This window comes from Cognatishimia sp. WU-CL00825, from assembly GCF_040364665.1.
Lineage (GTDB): Bacteria > Pseudomonadota > Alphaproteobacteria > Rhodobacterales > Rhodobacteraceae > Cognatishimia.
In genome coordinates this window covers 464,421-480,285 of record NZ_BAABWX010000001.1, presented here as the reverse complement: position 1 = coordinate 480,285, position 15,865 = coordinate 464,421, and the positions used below count along the sequence as shown (strand labels likewise).

Annotated in this window: 16 protein-coding genes; 9 read left to right on the top strand and 7 right to left on the bottom strand. The window is 53.9% G+C overall.

Annotation, left to right across the window (positions count from 1 at the left end):
* The first annotated feature begins 16 nt into the window (after positions 1 to 16).
* A complete protein-coding gene (aat, locus tag ABXG94_RS02340; protein ID WP_353532069.1) occupies positions 17 to 652 on the top strand; it encodes a leucyl/phenylalanyl-tRNA--protein transferase in 636 nt (211 codons plus the stop codon).
* Here aat and ABXG94_RS02335 read toward each other — a convergent pair.
* The 6 genes from ABXG94_RS02335 to ABXG94_RS02310 form a co-directional block, all read right to left on the bottom strand.
* Entirely contained in the window at positions 598 to 1,086 is a 489-nt protein-coding gene (locus ABXG94_RS02335) for a DUF2155 domain-containing protein (RefSeq protein WP_353532068.1), read from the bottom strand. The genes aat and ABXG94_RS02335 overlap by 55 nt on opposite strands.
* Positions 1,083 to 1,535: an outer membrane lipid asymmetry maintenance protein MlaD gene (gene mlaD / locus ABXG94_RS02330; protein ID WP_353532067.1), complete on the bottom strand. Its 453-nt coding sequence runs from the start codon at positions 1,533 to 1,535 to the stop codon at positions 1,083 to 1,085. Before mlaD ends, ABXG94_RS02335 begins: the two co-directional genes overlap by 4 nt.
* Before the next feature lie 14 nt (positions 1,536 to 1,549).
* Positions 1,550 to 1,933: an NADH:ubiquinone oxidoreductase subunit NDUFA12 gene (locus tag ABXG94_RS02325; protein WP_353532066.1), complete on the bottom strand. Its 384-nt coding sequence runs from the start codon at positions 1,931 to 1,933 to the stop codon at positions 1,550 to 1,552.
* A 96-nt stretch (positions 1,934 to 2,029) separates the two neighbouring features.
* Positions 2,030 to 3,058: an ABC transporter substrate-binding protein gene (locus ABXG94_RS02320; protein ID WP_353532065.1), complete on the bottom strand. Its 1,029-nt coding sequence runs from the start codon at positions 3,056 to 3,058 to the stop codon at positions 2,030 to 2,032.
* Positions 3,034 to 4,410, bottom strand: a complete 1,377-nt coding sequence (locus tag ABXG94_RS02315; protein ID WP_353532064.1) for a sensor histidine kinase N-terminal domain-containing protein — start codon at positions 4,408 to 4,410, stop codon at positions 3,034 to 3,036. The genes ABXG94_RS02320 and ABXG94_RS02315 overlap by 25 nt, the downstream gene beginning before the upstream one ends.
* Positions 4,407 to 5,072, bottom strand: coding sequence for a response regulator transcription factor (locus tag ABXG94_RS02310; RefSeq protein ID WP_353532063.1), 666 nt, complete (start codon positions 5,070 to 5,072; stop codon positions 4,407 to 4,409). Before ABXG94_RS02310 ends, ABXG94_RS02315 begins: the two co-directional genes overlap by 4 nt.
* 359 nt (positions 5,073 to 5,431) lie before the next feature.
* Here ABXG94_RS02310 and rraA point away from each other — a divergent pair, with 359 nt between their 5' ends.
* The 8 genes from rraA (at position 5,432) to nadC (ending at position 13,795) form a co-directional block, all read left to right on the top strand.
* Positions 5,432 to 5,965, top strand: a complete 534-nt coding sequence (rraA, locus tag ABXG94_RS02305) for a ribonuclease E activity regulator RraA (RefSeq protein WP_353532062.1) — start codon at positions 5,432 to 5,434, stop codon at positions 5,963 to 5,965.
* Between the two features lie 22 nt (positions 5,966 to 5,987).
* A complete protein-coding gene (locus ABXG94_RS02300; protein ID WP_353532061.1) occupies positions 5,988 to 6,974 on the top strand; it encodes a tripartite tricarboxylate transporter substrate binding protein in 987 nt (328 codons plus the stop codon).
* Between the two features lie 78 nt (positions 6,975 to 7,052).
* Positions 7,053 to 7,544, top strand: coding sequence for a tripartite tricarboxylate transporter TctB family protein (locus ABXG94_RS02295; RefSeq protein WP_353532059.1), 492 nt, complete (start codon positions 7,053 to 7,055; stop codon positions 7,542 to 7,544).
* 1 nt (position 7,545) lies between these two features.
* Positions 7,546 to 9,066, top strand: coding sequence for a tripartite tricarboxylate transporter permease (locus ABXG94_RS02290; RefSeq protein WP_353532058.1), 1,521 nt, complete (start codon positions 7,546 to 7,548; stop codon positions 9,064 to 9,066).
* A 48-nt stretch (positions 9,067 to 9,114) separates the two neighbouring features.
* Positions 9,115 to 10,146, top strand: coding sequence for an AbrB family transcriptional regulator (locus ABXG94_RS02285; protein WP_353532057.1), 1,032 nt, complete (start codon positions 9,115 to 9,117; stop codon positions 10,144 to 10,146).
* A gap of 185 nt (positions 10,147 to 10,331) precedes the next feature.
* Complete coding sequence (gene nadA / locus ABXG94_RS02280; RefSeq protein ID WP_353532056.1) at positions 10,332 to 11,381, top strand: quinolinate synthase NadA; 1,050 nt, start codon at positions 10,332 to 10,334, stop codon at positions 11,379 to 11,381.
* A gap of 6 nt (positions 11,382 to 11,387) precedes the next feature.
* Positions 11,388 to 12,950: an L-aspartate oxidase gene (locus tag ABXG94_RS02275; RefSeq protein ID WP_353532054.1), complete on the top strand. Its 1,563-nt coding sequence runs from the start codon at positions 11,388 to 11,390 to the stop codon at positions 12,948 to 12,950.
* Entirely contained in the window at positions 12,947 to 13,795 is an 849-nt protein-coding gene (gene nadC, locus ABXG94_RS02270) for a carboxylating nicotinate-nucleotide diphosphorylase (protein WP_353532053.1), read from the top strand. Before ABXG94_RS02275 ends, nadC begins: the two co-directional genes overlap by 4 nt.
* Positions 13,796 to 13,846: 51 nt before the next feature.
* Here the strand turns inward: nadC and ABXG94_RS02265 are convergent, their stop codons facing one another.
* On the bottom strand, positions 13,847 to 15,694 hold the full coding sequence (locus tag ABXG94_RS02265; RefSeq protein ID WP_353532052.1) for a SulP family inorganic anion transporter: 1,848 nt from the start codon (positions 15,692 to 15,694) through the stop codon (positions 13,847 to 13,849).
* Between the last annotated feature and the right edge of the window lie 171 nt (positions 15,695 to 15,865).

The following is a 15,865-nucleotide window of genomic DNA, read 5'->3' as shown; positions in this document are numbered from 1 at the left end:
TTGCGCGCGCAACCGCATGGGTGATCTCACCGCTGAAATGTTGTTGCGCGCCTATTCCATGGGGATCTTCCCCATGTCAGAACACCGCGATGACCCAGAAATATTTTGGGTTGATCCCAAACGCCGCGGTGTCATTCCGCTCGACCAATTTCACATCTCGCGCTCTTTGGCTCGCCATATTCGCCGCGGTGCCTACCAGGTCTCGCTTAACCGTGCCTTTGCCGATGTGGTTGATGGGTGCGCGGATCGACTCGACACTTGGATAAACGCGGAAATCCGCAGCCTTTACATTGCACTACACGATCTGGGGCAGGCGCATTCTGTTGAAATTTGGCAAAGAGATCATCTAGTTGGCGGCGTTTATGGCGTAACTCTTGGCGCTGCCTTCTTTGGTGAAAGCATGTTTTCGCGCGAAGCAAATGCCTCCAAAACCGCCCTGGCCTATCTGACAACCCACTTGTCAAATTGTGGTTTCACGCTGTTTGACACGCAATTTCTGACCCCACATCTGCAGTCCCTTGGGGCCATTGAAATCCCCAGAGCAACCTATCAAACACTGCTAGAGAATGCGCTAGAGCGTTCTGCGGAAATAACAGATTATTCGTTGCCTTCGGCGGCAGAGGTCACACAACGCAGAACCCAAACATCATAGCGCGCATGATCCATGGCGCTTAGCGCCGGCGACGAGGCAATCATCCAGCCTTGAAACAACGGGTCAACCGCCACATTGCCATCATATATCGACAAAAACGCAAAGGCTTCGCCGGTCGCATTGTCCTCTGGATGGCGGCACTCTGCTAGATCTATGCGCAATTTTCCAAAGGAAACACTAAAGCCATTTTCCAGCTCGATATCAGCAATCTGTCCACTTAGCTTATCAAGGCCGCGCAAAACGGCTCCGGTGCCAGACACAGCGCGCACTTCTTCGGTGATTTCTTCAAATATCAGCGGCGGCCTTAGGCTGATGCCATCCTCAAGCCCGTCCAATTCTTCGATGATAATCTCTTGGGCTTCTGAAACACCTGGGGCCACAGCAAACGCACTGGCCCCGCATAGGGCTAATGCCGCCAGACCAAGCCGCTTCATTTATCTTCACCGCTGCCAGACACAAATTTCAGCAATAGCGAAATCAGACTAACCGCGCCCTGCGTGTCTTCGATTTCGTCGCCTGCTTCTAGGTTAAACGGCGAGCCACCGGGCAGAACTTCAACAAAGTTACCCCCCAACAGGCCTTCGGATGCAATCACAATGGCGCTGTCGTCAGGCAGAATGATGTTGTCTTGCACCGAAATGGCCGCATCCGCCCGAAATGTATCCGGGTTCAGCGAAATATCGGTCACAGAACCAATTTTAACCCCAGCCAAACGCACGTCAGTGCCTACAGTAATGCCTTCGATAGATCTAAATGACGCGGTCAATTCATAGCCAGCAGTGCGGGCTGCAAACCCTGTGGCCTGGCCCATATATACGGCAAACCCCAGCGCTGCCGCCAACACAACGCCACCAACCGCGATTTCAGTTTTCTGAGAAGACATCCGCCAGACTGCCTTTATTCAGGCTGCCAAGCTTCATAGTCGGACCGCTCTGCCGGAGAACCCGAACGAATGGACCCAGCTGGCGCATAGGCCATCACGGTTCCTGTCAAGTTTTCCTGATGCGGTTTTTCCCAAACTTTGTGCTTAAGCGGCTTTTCCGACGGCACCTCGTTAAAGGTCCGATGCAACCAACCATGCCAATCAGCACCAATCCGGCTGGCCTCGGCCTCACCGTCATAGATCACCCAGCGACGGCTATCATCTTTGTTGCGAAAATAGCTATTGCCCTGATCGTCTTCGCCGACTTTTTCGCCCTTGCGCCAAGTATAGATCTGCGTGTTTAGGGTTTGCCCGTTCCACCAAGTGACAGCGCGCAAAAGAGAGTTCAGAATGCTCATGGATGCCTCCGCAAATTCCCTTCCCGTATGACTCATCTGCAGCCAAAGGTCCAGAGTCAGAAGCGGCAGAATCGCAGGTTCGCGAAAGACTGCGCATTATTCTTGCTGAACGGCATTAAACCACTCTTTCAAAAACCGTTTTCGCTTCAACTCATCCAGAAACACCAACAGACCGGGACCCAACCGAATGGGCTTCATCGAAGCCGCAGCCTCTGAGGTTTCCAAATGCCACTTGTGAAAGGGATATTCGGCAATATCTTCAGCGCCCCAAGCGCTTTGCAGCAAATGATCTAAAAAATCACGCGCCAGCTCTTCGGCCACCACGGATTCCAGCAAAATCCCGGTGCGCAACATCATATTGGTGAAATCCGCCGGGTCGATCACCTGTATGCTACCCTCTAGATCCTTACGCGCCCGCGCATAGCTGCCCAAAACATTATAAGCGACGGCTATGTCGCCGCGGCTCACCGCTTCGATCATCACGCCCGAGCAACAAAACAGCTGCGCATTCAGTCCACCCATAACCTCCATCAATCGCCAAAAAGTCTCTGTGGTCCGGGCATCCTGCGTGGCAAACAAATATCCCGTTCCACTCAGCGTCAGATCATAGGTCGCAACCCGCCCCTCAAAGCGCTCAGGATATTTGCGCAAAATAGTCACCAGGCTTTGCCGGTCTTTTGGCATCTCGATGCCTTCAAAGGCTTGTGGCGAAACCACAATCGACGCTTCCTCTTGGGAAAAAGCAAAAACATGATTGCGCCAATTTCCCCAAGTTGGAACCAAATCTGTCGCATCCGACCGATGTTCACGACTGAAGCCATCATTTGCTAATTTGATCTGCAAATCCATTGCCGAAGACAGCGCTACGTCAAAAGCGACTTCTTCGGTCACAATGGCCTGCATCAACGCGCCACTGCTCACCGACGTATAATCGATAACAGTATCCGGGTGGCGGCGCAGAAAAAGCTCCATCAGTGGGATCAATATCTCGACGTCAGCTGTCGAAATAATTTTCAACTCATGCGCCGCGTTTTCCGGACCAAATCGGCGATGTTCTTCGATCTCAAATCCCATCGCGCCGCTGGCACCGGCCCAGATGATCAAGGAAAGTATAAAGTTACGCATGCGCCATCCCCATTGTCCAAATTCCTCAATTCCAATCGCCCACCATGCGCCTCGGTCACTTCCTTGGCGATTGTCAGCCCCAGCCCTGATCCGACGGTGCCGACAGAGTTGCTGCCCCGCGCAAACCGTCCTGTTAATTCTTCTTGCACCACGTCAGGAAACCCGCCCGCCTGATCCTCGACCTGAATAAAGGTTTCGGCGCTACTAAGGCCTACGCGAACAGTGATTTCCCGATCACCGGGTGAATATTTGATGGCGTTATCCAGTACATTTCTGACCGCATTCTGGATCAAGATCGCATCCCCTGAAAAATAAGATTTTTCAAGAACTTCGACCTGCATATGAATGTCCTTTAATTCCGCAACCGGCGTCAATCTCGCCACAAGTTCCGTGGCCAGATCAGCCATATCAATGGTTTCGCGTTCCAGATGATCGGTGCGATATGTCACCATGGCATGGTCCAGCAATTGCCCCGCGGCCCGTGAACTTTCATCGATCGCACGGATCATTTCACGCAGGCTTTGCCGATTCTCATCGCGTTCGACCCGCCGCAAGACCACTTCAGCCTGAGTGCGTACAGTGGCCAGGGGCGTTCGCACACGATGCGCCGCCTCAGCGATAAAATCTTCCGACCGCGCCAGCGACACTTTCAGGCGCGACATAAAACGGTTCAGCGACTTCACCAGCGGCACCATCTCACTTGGCACTGGCCCCACAACCGCACGCATATCTTTCGGGCCCCGGCGTGAGACCGAGCCGGCAAGCCGGTTCAAAGGACGAATGCTGGATTGTGCAGTGATCACAGCCAAGACCGCAGCGACAAAAAAGAAACCTGCGCCAGACGACAAAGCCACGCGGCTCATGCGCGTGATGGTCTCGGCCTGTCCGTTTCGGGTTTGAGCCACGGACACAGCCACGTGCACACTGCCACTGCTCAGGGACAGTCTGCGCGACACTTCGATGACCCGCACACTTTCACCTTTATACATCGCTGTTACATAGCCTGCAGCTTGATCCCGATCGCCCGCAACAGCTGGTAAATCACCATAACCGGTCAGCACCGTTGCCCCCGTTGCGATTTTGTAAAATACCCGGTCATCGCTGACATTGCCCAACATTGACAAAGCCCCATAGGGAATATCGGCCACGATTTCATCCTCTTGGACCGCGACCGACTCAAGGATCGCTGTGGCCGAAGCAAACAAAATATTGTCCTGCGACCGCTCGGCCAGATCACGAGCAACGTTCAGAACAACAAGATACAGCAAAACCGCAAGCACCAAGGCCCCAATCATCAGCTGCAACGTCAATCGCCTGCGAATGGATCCGGTGGATTGTGGGGCATCACTCATATCAGGCTCATCCGATAGCCCAATCCGCGCACCGTCGCTATTTCTACCTCTGAACCTGCAAGATGTTTGCGCAGGCGTCCAACATAGACTTCGATTGCATTCTCAGAGACGTCTTCGTCATAGGCAAACAGGCGATCAACCAGCTTTGCCTTAGAAAAAATCCTGTCGGGCGATGACATGAAAATCTCCAACAGCCGCAACTCACGGTTGCGCAATGTGACTGTTTCTCCCGACACAGAAACCGTTCCAGCAAGCGAATCAAATGCAAGTCCGCCGAATCGTTGGACATTTGATGCGCTGCCCCCACGGCGTCTCAACACCGCGCGACACCGGGCTTCAAGCTCGGAAAAATCAAATGGTTTGGTCAAATAGTCATCCGCGCCAAGGTCCAAAACACCAACCCGATCAGACACCTCTGAACGCGCCGTCAACACGATGACTGGCGTCTCATCTTTGCGTGCACGATGGGCTTTCAAAAAGTTCCTACCATCCCCATCCGGCAGCATAATATCCAATAATATCAAGTCGTAATCAGCCGTAGCTGAGAAATCTTCTGCCAAAGAAATATCCGCCGCATGATCCACAACATGCCCGTCCAGCCGCAAGCGATCCAAAACCGCTTTAGCCAGGCCTTCGTTATCCTCAACCAACAAAAATCGCATGCCGTGCTCCCAGATGGTGTTGCCAAGCCATGACAGGTTTGTGTCAGGTTCACATGTTCCCCTCAGTCATGGGCGGCTTCTCAGTCGCTTGTCAAATGGGGGATCACTTGAAACTTTTGCGCAAGCCTACGTTACCAATGGCTGACCACGCTTTCGATCTGGCACTTAACCGTGCCGAAGCGCTAGGCATGGACATATGCAATCCGTTCTCTCAGGCAAAATCTTCACCATTTCATCCAGTGAAACGTCCCCACATCCCGCTTGCCTCAAACATTAACAGAACCCTACAAAATAGGCGTGGCAAGGGCATTCGTTCAAGGCCGCAGCGCAGGTCAATTCGTTTCACGAGAGGGAATTTCATGTCGGAACCCGTTACCTATACTACCGCCGATCTGTGGGATGCCAACTCAAAAAAACTGCGTCGGGTCACATCAAATTTCTTGGACTTTGGTGGCAATTCCCACTTTCACGGGCCCATCCGCACCGTCGTTACAATGGAAGACACGCGCCTTGCGCAAAGCCTGTTTCGAACCGATGGTTGCGGCGCGGTGATTGTCCTTGATGGCGGCGCATCCAGCAACACCGCCCTGCTGGGTGATATAAACGCAAAGATCCTACAAGAAAACAATTGGGCCGGCATTGTGATCAATGGCGTCGTGCGCGACTCTGCTGTCCTAGAGACACTGGCGATTGGGATCAAAGCGCTTGGCACCAGCCCGCTGCGCAGTGGAAAAACCGGAATTGGCGCAATCGATGTCCCCGTCGCTTTTGGCAACGTGCTCTTGGAGCCCGGGCAACACATTTATTGCGATCCAGACGGTGTACTTGTCAGCGCTCAGGCCTTGCCTGTTCCGCCTGTCAGCACACCAAACACCTACGAACCAAATACCTAATTTTGTCTACAGGGAGGATACCATGACAAAACTTAACCTTACACGTCGTGTAATGATGGCAGCAGCCGCTGCAACCATCGGCCTGGGCGCACCAGCGATGGCTGGTGGGCATCAGGTTGTCGACAGCCTGCACTTTCTCATTCCAGGTGGTGCTGGTGGCGGTTGGGACGGCACAGCACGCGGTACAGGCGAAGCCCTGACCAAAGCGGGCCTCGTCGGATCTGCGTCTTATGAAAACATGTCAGGCGGCGGCGGCGGTAAAGCCATCGGCTATCTGATCGAAAACGCCGACAGCCAGCACGGCACTTTAATGGTGAACTCGACGCCAATCGTGATCCGGTCCTTGACCGGCGTATTCCCACAGTCCTTCCGTGACCTGACCTTGGTTGCAGGCACCATCGGTGACTATGCTGCGCTGGTTGTTGCGGCAGACAGCGACATTCAGGACGTGAATGGCCTGATCTCTGCATTCAATGCCAACCCAGCAAAAACTGCTGTTGGTGGCGGTTCTGTTCCAGGCGGCATGGACCACCTGGTTGCAGCGATGGTGTTCCAAGCAGCAGGCGCAGACCCGGTGCAAATGAAATACGTGCCATACGACGGTGGCGGCGCAACGATGGCTGGCCTTCTGTCTGGTGAAGTCCAAGCGGTTTCCACAGGCTTCTCCGAAGCTGTCGAGCTGGCAAAAGCAGGCGAAGTACGCATCATCGGTGTCACATCTGACGAACGCGTTGACGCCTATGCAGATGCGCCAACTATGGTCGAGCAAGGCAATGACACAACCTTCGTCAACTGGCGTGGTTTCTTTGCAGCACCAGGTCTGCCAGCAGACAAACTTGCAATGTACCAAGATGCCATCGCCAAAGTGTATGACACACCGGAATGGGAAACTGTGCGCTCACGCAACGGTTGGGTGAACATCCACAACAACGGCGATGACTTCCGCAGCTTTTTGGAAAACCAAGAACAGGTCATCGGCGACCTGATGCGCAAACTCGGCTTCCTATAATCCGCGCCCAGCGCACTTAAACGATGCGCCCGGGATGACCCTCGGGCGCATTTTTCACACTCAAAGGGGGGACACATCATGGCGCTCGATCGCTGGATAGCCTTTGTCATTCTCATAATTTGCATCGCCTACGGATATGCCGCTTATTTTACGATGGACGGTCTATTACCACCCATCATGCAACGCAGCCCGATTTGGCCATCAAGCTTTCCAAAAGTGCTGTGCGTCGGCGGTATTCTAATGTCGCTTGCCATCTTGTTTAATCTGGAAAAAGTACCACCAAAAGATGACGCCGCAGATATCAATCTCGCGCGTTTGGGCGAATACAAGGTCGGCCAAGCTGTCGTTCTGTTGTCTTTGATGGTGGCCTATGCGCTTTTGCTCAGACCGCTTGGGTTTCTGGCATCAACATTCCTGTTTCTGTCAGTCGGCAGTTACATTCTAGGCGAACGCCGGTTTGTCACCATGGCCATCGTGTCTGCCATTGCAGCCGGCAGCGTCTGGTATTTGGTTGATTCCGTTCTAGGCATTTTCCTGCGTCCCCTTCCTCAATTCCTGTTCGGAGGCTGACATGCTCGAAGGACTCCTGATGGGCCTTTCAACGGCCTTCACTTTCACCAACATCCTTATGGTTATCGGTGGTTGCCTGATCGGCACCTTCATCGGCATGCTGCCGGGCCTTGGCCCCATGTCAATCATCGCGATCATGATCCCCATTGCCATCACCATCGGCGACCCAGCGACTGCCTTAATTCTTTTGGCAGGTGTTTATTATGGCGCAGTCTTTGGTGGCTCTACATCTTCCATTCTGATCAATGCGCCGGGGGTCGCTTCGACCGTTGCCACCAGCTTTGACGGCTACCCACTTGCCAGATCAGGTAAGGCCGGTAAAGCTCTGACAATCGCCGCAATTTCCTCTTTTGCGGGTGGCACAATTGGGGCCATTCTCTTGGCAATCTTTGCCCCCGCTCTTGCCTCTGTGGCGCTGCTGTTTCACAGCTCTGAATATTTTGCGCTTATGGTTGTTGGCCTGTCGGCCATCGCAGCTTTTGCCGGCACAGGACAAATTGCCAAAGCACTGCTGATGACCTTTGTGGGCCTGATGATGGCCACTGTCGGCGAAGGCGTTCTGTTTAACATGCCGCGCTTTACAATGGGCGTTATGGATCTTCAGTCTGGCTTTGGCTTTATCACACTCGCGATGGCAATGTTTGCTCTGCCCGAAGCCATCTATCTGGTGCTTGATCCAAGCCGTTCTAAAACCGGGGACGGTGACAGCGGTGAAATCAAAGACCTGCGCATCACGCGCGAAGAAGCCAGAAAGATTGCACCGGTCATTGGCCGCCAATCTTTACAAGGTTTCTTCATTGGGGTTTTGCCAGGCGCCGGTGCAACAATCGCCTCATTCTTGGGCTATGCGGTTGAACGCAACATCGCCCCAAAAGAAGAGCAGGATCAATTCGGCAAAGGCGCGATCAAAGGCATCGCCGCACCGGAATCAGCCAATAACGCGGCTTGTACCGGTTCCTTTGTGCCTCTGTTGACGCTAGGTATTCCCGGTTCGGGCACCACAGCGATTTTGTTGGGCGCATTGATCGCGTTAAACGTCAGCCCTGGCCCACGTTTGATGATCGACGAACCCCAAATCTTCTGGGCGGTCATCATTTCGATGTATCTGGGGAATCTGGTTCTGCTGGTCTTGAACCTGCCGCTGATCCCCTACATCGCCAAAGTGCTTGCGGTGCCACGCAACTATCTGATCCCCTTCATTCTGTTCTTTACCTTGATGGGGGCCTATATCGGGCAGAACAATGCAACAGAACTGTTGATCCTTGTGGGCTTTGGTGTGGTTGCAACTGCCTTCAGGTTTGCCGATTACCCATTGGCTCCCCTGTTGATTGGCTTCATCCTAGGCCCATTGCTGGAAAACAACTTTTCGCGCGCAATGCAGCTTTATGATGGCATGGCCTTCATGTGGGAGCGTCCAATGACGCTTGGTCTGCTGACCTTGGCGGTAATTCTTGTAGTTCTGCCAAGCTATCGCCAACGTCGCGCCCGCCTGCGTGCACGTGGTGTTGCAGACGGTGATTAAAAACTTGGCGTGGCGTTCCTCGCCGCGCCCACTTAACTAAGGTTTTGTATGAAACGGTATTTCGCCGAAACTAAGACCGCCGCCGCTGCAGCTCTGGGTGCAGCGGCTTTTCTTTGGCTTGGTCTTCCGCTGCCCTTTCTTATGGGCCCGATGGCCATCTGCCTTTTGCTGGCGCTGCTTGGGCAAAACCTCAAGGGCATGGGAGTGATCGGCCTGGCCTTTCGCACGATTCTTGGCGTTGCCATCGGTGCCACCATCACCCCCCAAGTGCTCAGCGCCCTGCCCGCAATGGCCTATTCATTGGTTCTGCTGCCGCTCTTCCTGATTTGTGTGGGCGTCACCTCCTACCCACTTTTGCGCAAAGGTTTTGGGTTTGACAAAGTCACCAGCTATTACGCCTCGATGCCTGGTGGGCTGCAGGATCTTTTGGTCTTTGGCGAAGAAGCGGGAGCCAATATACGCGCCCTCTCTCTGGTACATGCTACGCGCGTGTTGCTGATCGTCAGTCTGGCACCACTTCTCTTGAGTTATTTCTGGCAAGTCGACCTGATTGCACCGCCTGGAAAACCCGCAGCAGACATACCGCCTTTGCAGATTGCCCTCTTGATCGGCGCAGGCCTGGTCGGTTGGCGCGTTGCCCTACGTATAAAGATGTTTGGTGCCTCGGTGCTTGGTCCTATGATCCTGACCGCAATTCTGTCGGTCAGCGGAATCATCACCCAACGCCCCCCTGCCGAAATGATCTGGGCGAGCCAGTTCTTTATCGGCATCGCTGTAGGCAGCCGCTATGTCGGCCTTACCTTTATGGAAATGAAAACCTTCGTTTTGGCTGGTTTTCTGAATGGCCTGTTGCTCGCGACCATCAGCGCGGCCTTTATTCTCTTGATCAGCACCCTGAACTTCACGCCCTCAATGCTTGACACCTATCTGGCCTTCTTACCCGGCGGCCAAAGTGAAATGGTGGTCTTGGCCATCATCGCCGGAGCAGACCTGACCTATGTCGTCCTGCATCATATTTTGCGCATGGTTTTGATCGTGACATTCGCACCAGTCTTACTTAGCAAGCTGAACAAGAAATAGGCCATCCACGCTGAAAATTGAAACAATGGGTCAAGTTTTAAAGCGCTAACACCTTGGCTTTGGTGCCAAAACCTGACCATTTCGGGTATTTTTCGTATAAGTTCCCCATTTTTTCTTGCATCTGCTGGCCTATATTGTGACAGCAGTGTAAATGCGTCTCACCGTTGAACACAGGGAACAGTCTGTTGCTCGATCTTACCAATGTTCGCTCTACCCTTTCTGATCACTATGACCTTGCGCCGAACCCCGATCTCGCGGCTTCGATGTCAGAGATCTATGCAAAAATGGATCGGGTGATTTCTCCGGCCGACTGGGCCATTTACGCGCCTTACGTCAAAGCCATCACCGAAATGAAAGCCAAACGTAATGCGGTGATTTTGGGTCATAACTATATGACGCCCGAAATCTTCCACGGCGTGTCTGACTTTGTCGGCGACAGCCTGCAACTGGCGATCAAAGCCACACAGGTCGAAGCAGACGTGATTGTGCAGGCCGGCGTCCACTTCATGGCCGAAACCAGCAAAATCCTATCACCGGAAAAAACCGTACTGATGCCAGACATGGCCGCCGGTTGTTCTTTGGCCGAAAGCATCACAGCCGAAGGCGTTGAAGAGATGCGCGCCAAATACCCGGGTGCCCCCGTCGTCAGCTATGTGAACACCACAGCCGAGGTCAAAGCCGCCTCCGATATCTGTTGCACCAGCTCTAACGCTGTGCAAATTGTGGATGCCATGGAAAGCGACACGGTCATTATGACGCCAGACCAATTCCTGGCCCAAAACGTTGCCAACCAATCCAAAAAGAAAGTTGTCTTCTGGGAAGGCTCCTGCATTGTGCACGAGCTTTATACCGCCGACGACCTGCGCGCTTATCGCGAGTATGACCCAGAAGTCAAAATCATTGCCCACCCGGAATGTACACCGGCAGTTGTGGCTGAATCTGATTTCACTGGATCGACTTCAGGCATCATCAAATGGGTACACGACAACAAGCCTGCCAAAGCGATGCTGGTCACCGAATGCTCTATGGCCTCAAACATTGCGGATGAGTTGCCAGAAGTTGACTTCGCAAAGCCTTGCAATATGTGCCCTTTCATGAAGAAAATCTCGCTCGAGAAAATTCTTTATGTGCTGCACACCATGGAAAATCAGGTCGAAGTCGAAGCAAAAATGGCCGCCAAAGCCCGACTCTCTGTGCAGGCCATGATTGACCTGTCACAAAAACTGGGCCTGTAACGCCAAATGCAAGAGATCCAAACCGATCGCATCGTCATTGTTGGCGCTGGTATGGGCGCGCTCTATGCCGCGCTCAAACTGGCACCGCGGCCTGTGGTTATGATCTCTCCGGAACCACTGGGCGAAGGCGCGAGTTCTGCCTGGGCCCAGGGTGGCGTTGCCGCTGCGATGGACGCCAAAGACAGCCCGCAAAATCACGCCACTGATACGCTCAAAGCAGGCGCAGGCACTGTAGATGCGCAGGTGGCGGCAATGGTGACACAAGAAGCCCGCGAACACATCCTTGACCTGACCACCATGGGCACACCTTTTGATCGCACCGAAACCGGTGGCTATGTGCTGTCACGCGAAGCGGCCCACAGTTTTGCGCGCGTCGTCCGCGTCAAAGGCGACCAAGCCGGTGCGCAAATCATGGCCGCCCTGATCGAACAGGTCGCCCATACCCCAAGTATTCAGGTGCTCGAAGGTACCATGGCCGTCAACTTAGACACCAAAGATGGCAAGGTCACCGGCATTACCATTCAGGAAAGCGACGACACCCGTTCCGCGCCAATCATGTTGCGCGGTTCAGCTTACCTTTTGGCAGGGGGCGGTTCTGGTGGGCTTTATGCCGTTACCACAAATCCGCCACGTATTCGGGGCCAAGTCATCGGCATGGCCGCCCGCGCGGGTGCCATCATTGCTGACGCAGAATTTGTGCAATTCCACCCCACCGCCATGGACGTGGGCGAAGACCCCGCCCCCTTGGCCACCGAAGCCCTGCGCGGCGAAGGTGCCATTCTGATTAACAAACATGGCGAACGGTTTATGGCTGATCTGCATCCAGATGCAGAGCTTGCCCCGCGTGACATCGTCGCCCGCGCGATCTATGCCCAATCCCAAGCTGGGCTGCGCCCTATGCTTGATACCCGCGCAGCCCTTGGCGAAAGCATCAAAACCCAGTTTATCTCAGTTGCTGAATACTGCGCCCGCAACGGCATCGATCCGGCAATTGACCCCATCCCAGTTGCTGCCGCAGCACATTACCATATGGGTGGCATCAAGACAGACACTCAAGGCCGCTCCAGCCTAGGAAATCTTTGGGTCTGCGGTGAAGCCAGCAGCACCGGCCTGCATGGGGCCAACCGCCTGGCCTCCAACGGCTTGCTCGAAGCCCTGGTCTATGCCCGTATCTGTGCTGATGACATTTCCGAGATGAACTCTGAAGTGCAATCCGCTGAAATAGAACTGAACTTTGCAGACCATGGCACGCCACCGGTTCCAGATGTCGTCGCAGAATTACGCCAAAACATGACCGACAATGTCGGCGTTGTCCGCACCGAGGCAGGCTTGAAATCTGCGCTGCGCATCATCGCCAATCTCGAAACCCGCGACCCGTCGCCCAGCTTTCTGAACATGTGTGCCACGGCCACGCTGATCACGGCCTGCGCGCTTATGCGCCAAGAAAGCCGCGGCGCACATGAACGCGCCGATTACCCCGACGCCCTGCCCGGTGACGGGAAACGCTCTATGATGACATATGCAGAGGCCATCACCCTGCGCGACGACATTCTCAAGGAAACGACATGAGTTTTGCCACCGTCCCCGACCTGATCCTTGAACCGATGGTGCGCAGCGCGCTTCTCGAAGATTTGGGCAGCTATGGCGACGTGACAACCCGCGCGGTCATTCCAGCCGACGTGACTTATGACGCCAAGCTGAACGCCCGCCAAGACGCCATCGTCTCTGGCATGCAAGTCGCGGCACTTACCTTTCGCCTTGTCGATCCCTCTTTGGAAATCACTCTGCACATCGCAGATGGCCAAACCTGTAAAAAAGGCGATGTCTTGATGAGCATCAAGGGCAAAGCCGCATCCATTCTGTCTGGCGAACGTGTGGCCCTGAACTACGCAGGCCGCCTGACTGGGATTGCCACCAAAACCGCTGGATTTGTCGCCCAGGCCAAGGGCACCAAGGCCCGCGTGACTTGCACCCGCAAAACCACACCCAACATGCGGCTTGTGGAAAAACTCGCAGTACTGCATGGCGGCGGTCACAACCATCGTTATTCGCTGTCTGACGCCATCATGATCAAAGACAACCACATTGCCGCTGCAGGCGGAGTGCGTCAGGTTCTGGAAGCCACCAAACAACACGCCAGCCACATGATGGCTGTGGAAATCGAAGTCGACCGTCTGGATCAACTGCAAGAAGTGCTAGAGGTCGGCGGGGCCTCTGTGGTGCTGCTGGACAACATGAACAACGACGACCTGCGCCAAGCGGTGAAAATCGTCAACGGACGCATGAAAACCGAGGCCAGCGGCAACGTCAAACTCGACCGCATCGCCTCAATTGCTGCAACTGGCGTCGATTACATTTCGTCCGGCGCACTGACCCACAGCGCCAAAACCATAGATCTGGGCTTGGATTTTTAGAACATTGGCCTAGGCCGGGCCTCAGCCCGGCACACAGCTTAGCCCTACCAATCAAGCGGCTTTATCATCCTTCAGCGCGTTATTGGGCTGTGAAACACATTCCAAGAACACCCGCAGCTTGCAATTGGCACAAATATCCGGATCCAGCGAAGGCACCAAAGTCTCCAGCATTTCGCGTTTGCGCCGGAAAATATGGTCTTTTCCAATCAGCTTGGTCACGTGGAATTGGTCCATCTGCCTGCGCAGCGGTGGATAGCGCCCAACCACAAACAACTTGCCACCCAGCTCATCGCGATTGCGGCTCTCTTCCACCAACCATTCAGCGCCAGCCAGATCGATGCCAACCGAGCCATCCACCAGCAAAGCCAAGTGCTTTTGTTCTGGGCGCTCCCGTTCAAGCCGACGAAATTCTTTCTCCAGGTATTCTACCGCGCCAAAATACATCGGTCCCTGCACGCGAATGAACATCGCCTGTGGACATTCCGGCAGTTTCCAATGGATCGGGCTCATAAACGGTCGCCCCTCAAGCTTGCCGTTTGGCACATTCACCGGCAGGCCCGGTTTCATGGTCTGGCGTAAAAACAGCGCCAAAGACACGATGACTCCCGTGTAGATCGCAAATTCCAGATCCACCAACAACACCACAACAAATGTGATCAAAAAGATCGATGTTTCCGACGGGCTAGTGGACAGGATATGTTTAATTTCTTTCATATCGATCAGCTTCCAGGCCACCAACATGATCAAACCCGCCATGGCTGGGATGGGAATATACACTATCAGCGGGCTGATCAGCAGCAAGATCACCAGCAGAAATCCTGCTGCCAAAATCGCCGCCAAAGGCGTCTTGGCCCCTGCTTCTAGGTTCAAAGAACTGCGCGTAAAAGACCCCGACCCCATATAGGCAGAAAAGAACGATCCGCCGATATTTGAAAGCCCCTGACCAATAATTTCCTGATTGGAATCAAGCGACTGATGGGATTGCAACGACATTGCCCGTGCAATGGATACGGCCTCAAGCAAGCCAATCAAAGCAAGGGCAAATGCCCCCTGCGACAGACTGCGCACAATATCAAACGACATGTCAGGCACCGCAATCGGCGGGATGCCCGATTCAATCGCCTGCACAAAAATCACCCCGTGATTGGCCGCATCCAATGCGTAAGCCAACAGGCTGCCAGCCACCAAGGCAATCAAGTAATTTGGCCAAACCGGACGCAGTTTTTTCACCACAACAGCCACAACCAACGTCGTGATTGACACCGCCAGAACATAGGGGTTTAGATGCGGCAAAGCGTGCCAAAGTTCTTTGCCAAGTTCAAATAATTCATCTGGCCTGGGCAGTGATTTTCCTATGAAACCAGGCAGTTGGCTCAGGAAAATCAAAATGGCCGCCCCCGCCGTAAAGCCGACCATAACCGAATGGGACACTAGGCTGACAAGCTGCCCAAGGTTCACCAGTCCCAAGCAAAGCTGAAAGAAACCAGCCAACAAAGTGATGCTAAACACAGCGGCTATGAACTCAGGAGAACCCGGCACAAATTGCTCTGACAATGTTGCAAAGATCACCACTGAAATCGCAGTGGTTGGGCCGGACACCAAATGCCAAGAGCTGCCAAACAACGCTGCAATCACCGGGGTGATCATCGCGGTGTACAGACCATATTGTGGCGGTAACCCGGCTATGGCCGCAAAGGCAATGCCTTGGGGCAACACAATGGCTGCATTGGTGATGCCGGCAAACACATCCGCGCGAAATGTTTCGCGATTGACCATCGGCGTCCAGTTTAAAAAAGGCATCATGCGTCGCATACGCGCCCGCGCGCCAATTTTTTCCTTAGATGCAGAAGGTGCAATATGCGGAGCCTCATCCGCTGGTCGCCCAAAACGCCAAGTCATAGTGAAGAGCTTTCTAGTGGCAGGTGTCTGAAGTGTGGGATGGCCAATAGACTCAGGCCAATAATTCGACTTTTGATACCAGAATTCTCATTAATTGCAATTTGCAAAAGCCGCGTCTGCGCGAATTCGCCAAACACAGGCCAAATTCATCCAGAAACACAGTCAATATCT

Excerpts from the sequence above, each read along its gene's own strand:
- aat (WP_353532069.1), top strand. The coding sequence starts at position 17 with ATGGGTGATCTCACCGCTGAAATGTTGTTGCGCGCCTATTCCATGGGG.
- ABXG94_RS02335 (WP_353532068.1), bottom strand. The coding sequence starts at position 1,086 with ATGAAGCGGCTTGGTCTGGCGGCATTAGCCCTATGCGGGGCCAGTGCG.
- mlaD (WP_353532067.1), bottom strand. The coding sequence starts at position 1,535 with ATGTCTTCTCAGAAAACTGAAATCGCGGTTGGTGGCGTTGTGTTGGCG.
- ABXG94_RS02325 (WP_353532066.1), bottom strand. The coding sequence starts at position 1,933 with ATGAGCATTCTGAACTCTCTTTTGCGCGCTGTCACTTGGTGGAACGGG.
- ABXG94_RS02320 (WP_353532065.1), bottom strand. The coding sequence starts at position 3,058 with ATGCGTAACTTTATACTTTCCTTGATCATCTGGGCCGGTGCCAGCGGC.
- ABXG94_RS02315 (WP_353532064.1), bottom strand. The coding sequence starts at position 4,410 with ATGAGTGATGCCCCACAATCCACCGGATCCATTCGCAGGCGATTGACG.
- ABXG94_RS02310 (WP_353532063.1), bottom strand. The coding sequence starts at position 5,072 with ATGCGATTTTTGTTGGTTGAGGATAACGAAGGCCTGGCTAAAGCGGTT.
- rraA (WP_353532062.1), top strand. The coding sequence starts at position 5,432 with ATGTCGGAACCCGTTACCTATACTACCGCCGATCTGTGGGATGCCAAC.
- ABXG94_RS02300 (WP_353532061.1), top strand. The coding sequence starts at position 5,988 with ATGACAAAACTTAACCTTACACGTCGTGTAATGATGGCAGCAGCCGCT.
- ABXG94_RS02295 (WP_353532059.1), top strand. The coding sequence starts at position 7,053 with ATGGCGCTCGATCGCTGGATAGCCTTTGTCATTCTCATAATTTGCATC.
- ABXG94_RS02290 (WP_353532058.1), top strand. The coding sequence starts at position 7,546 with ATGCTCGAAGGACTCCTGATGGGCCTTTCAACGGCCTTCACTTTCACC.
- ABXG94_RS02285 (WP_353532057.1), top strand. The coding sequence starts at position 9,115 with ATGAAACGGTATTTCGCCGAAACTAAGACCGCCGCCGCTGCAGCTCTG.
- ABXG94_RS02275 (WP_353532054.1), top strand. The coding sequence starts at position 11,388 with ATGCAAGAGATCCAAACCGATCGCATCGTCATTGTTGGCGCTGGTATG.
- nadC (WP_353532053.1), top strand. The coding sequence starts at position 12,947 with ATGAGTTTTGCCACCGTCCCCGACCTGATCCTTGAACCGATGGTGCGC.
- ABXG94_RS02265 (WP_353532052.1), bottom strand. The coding sequence starts at position 15,694 with ATGACTTGGCGTTTTGGGCGACCAGCGGATGAGGCTCCGCATATTGCA.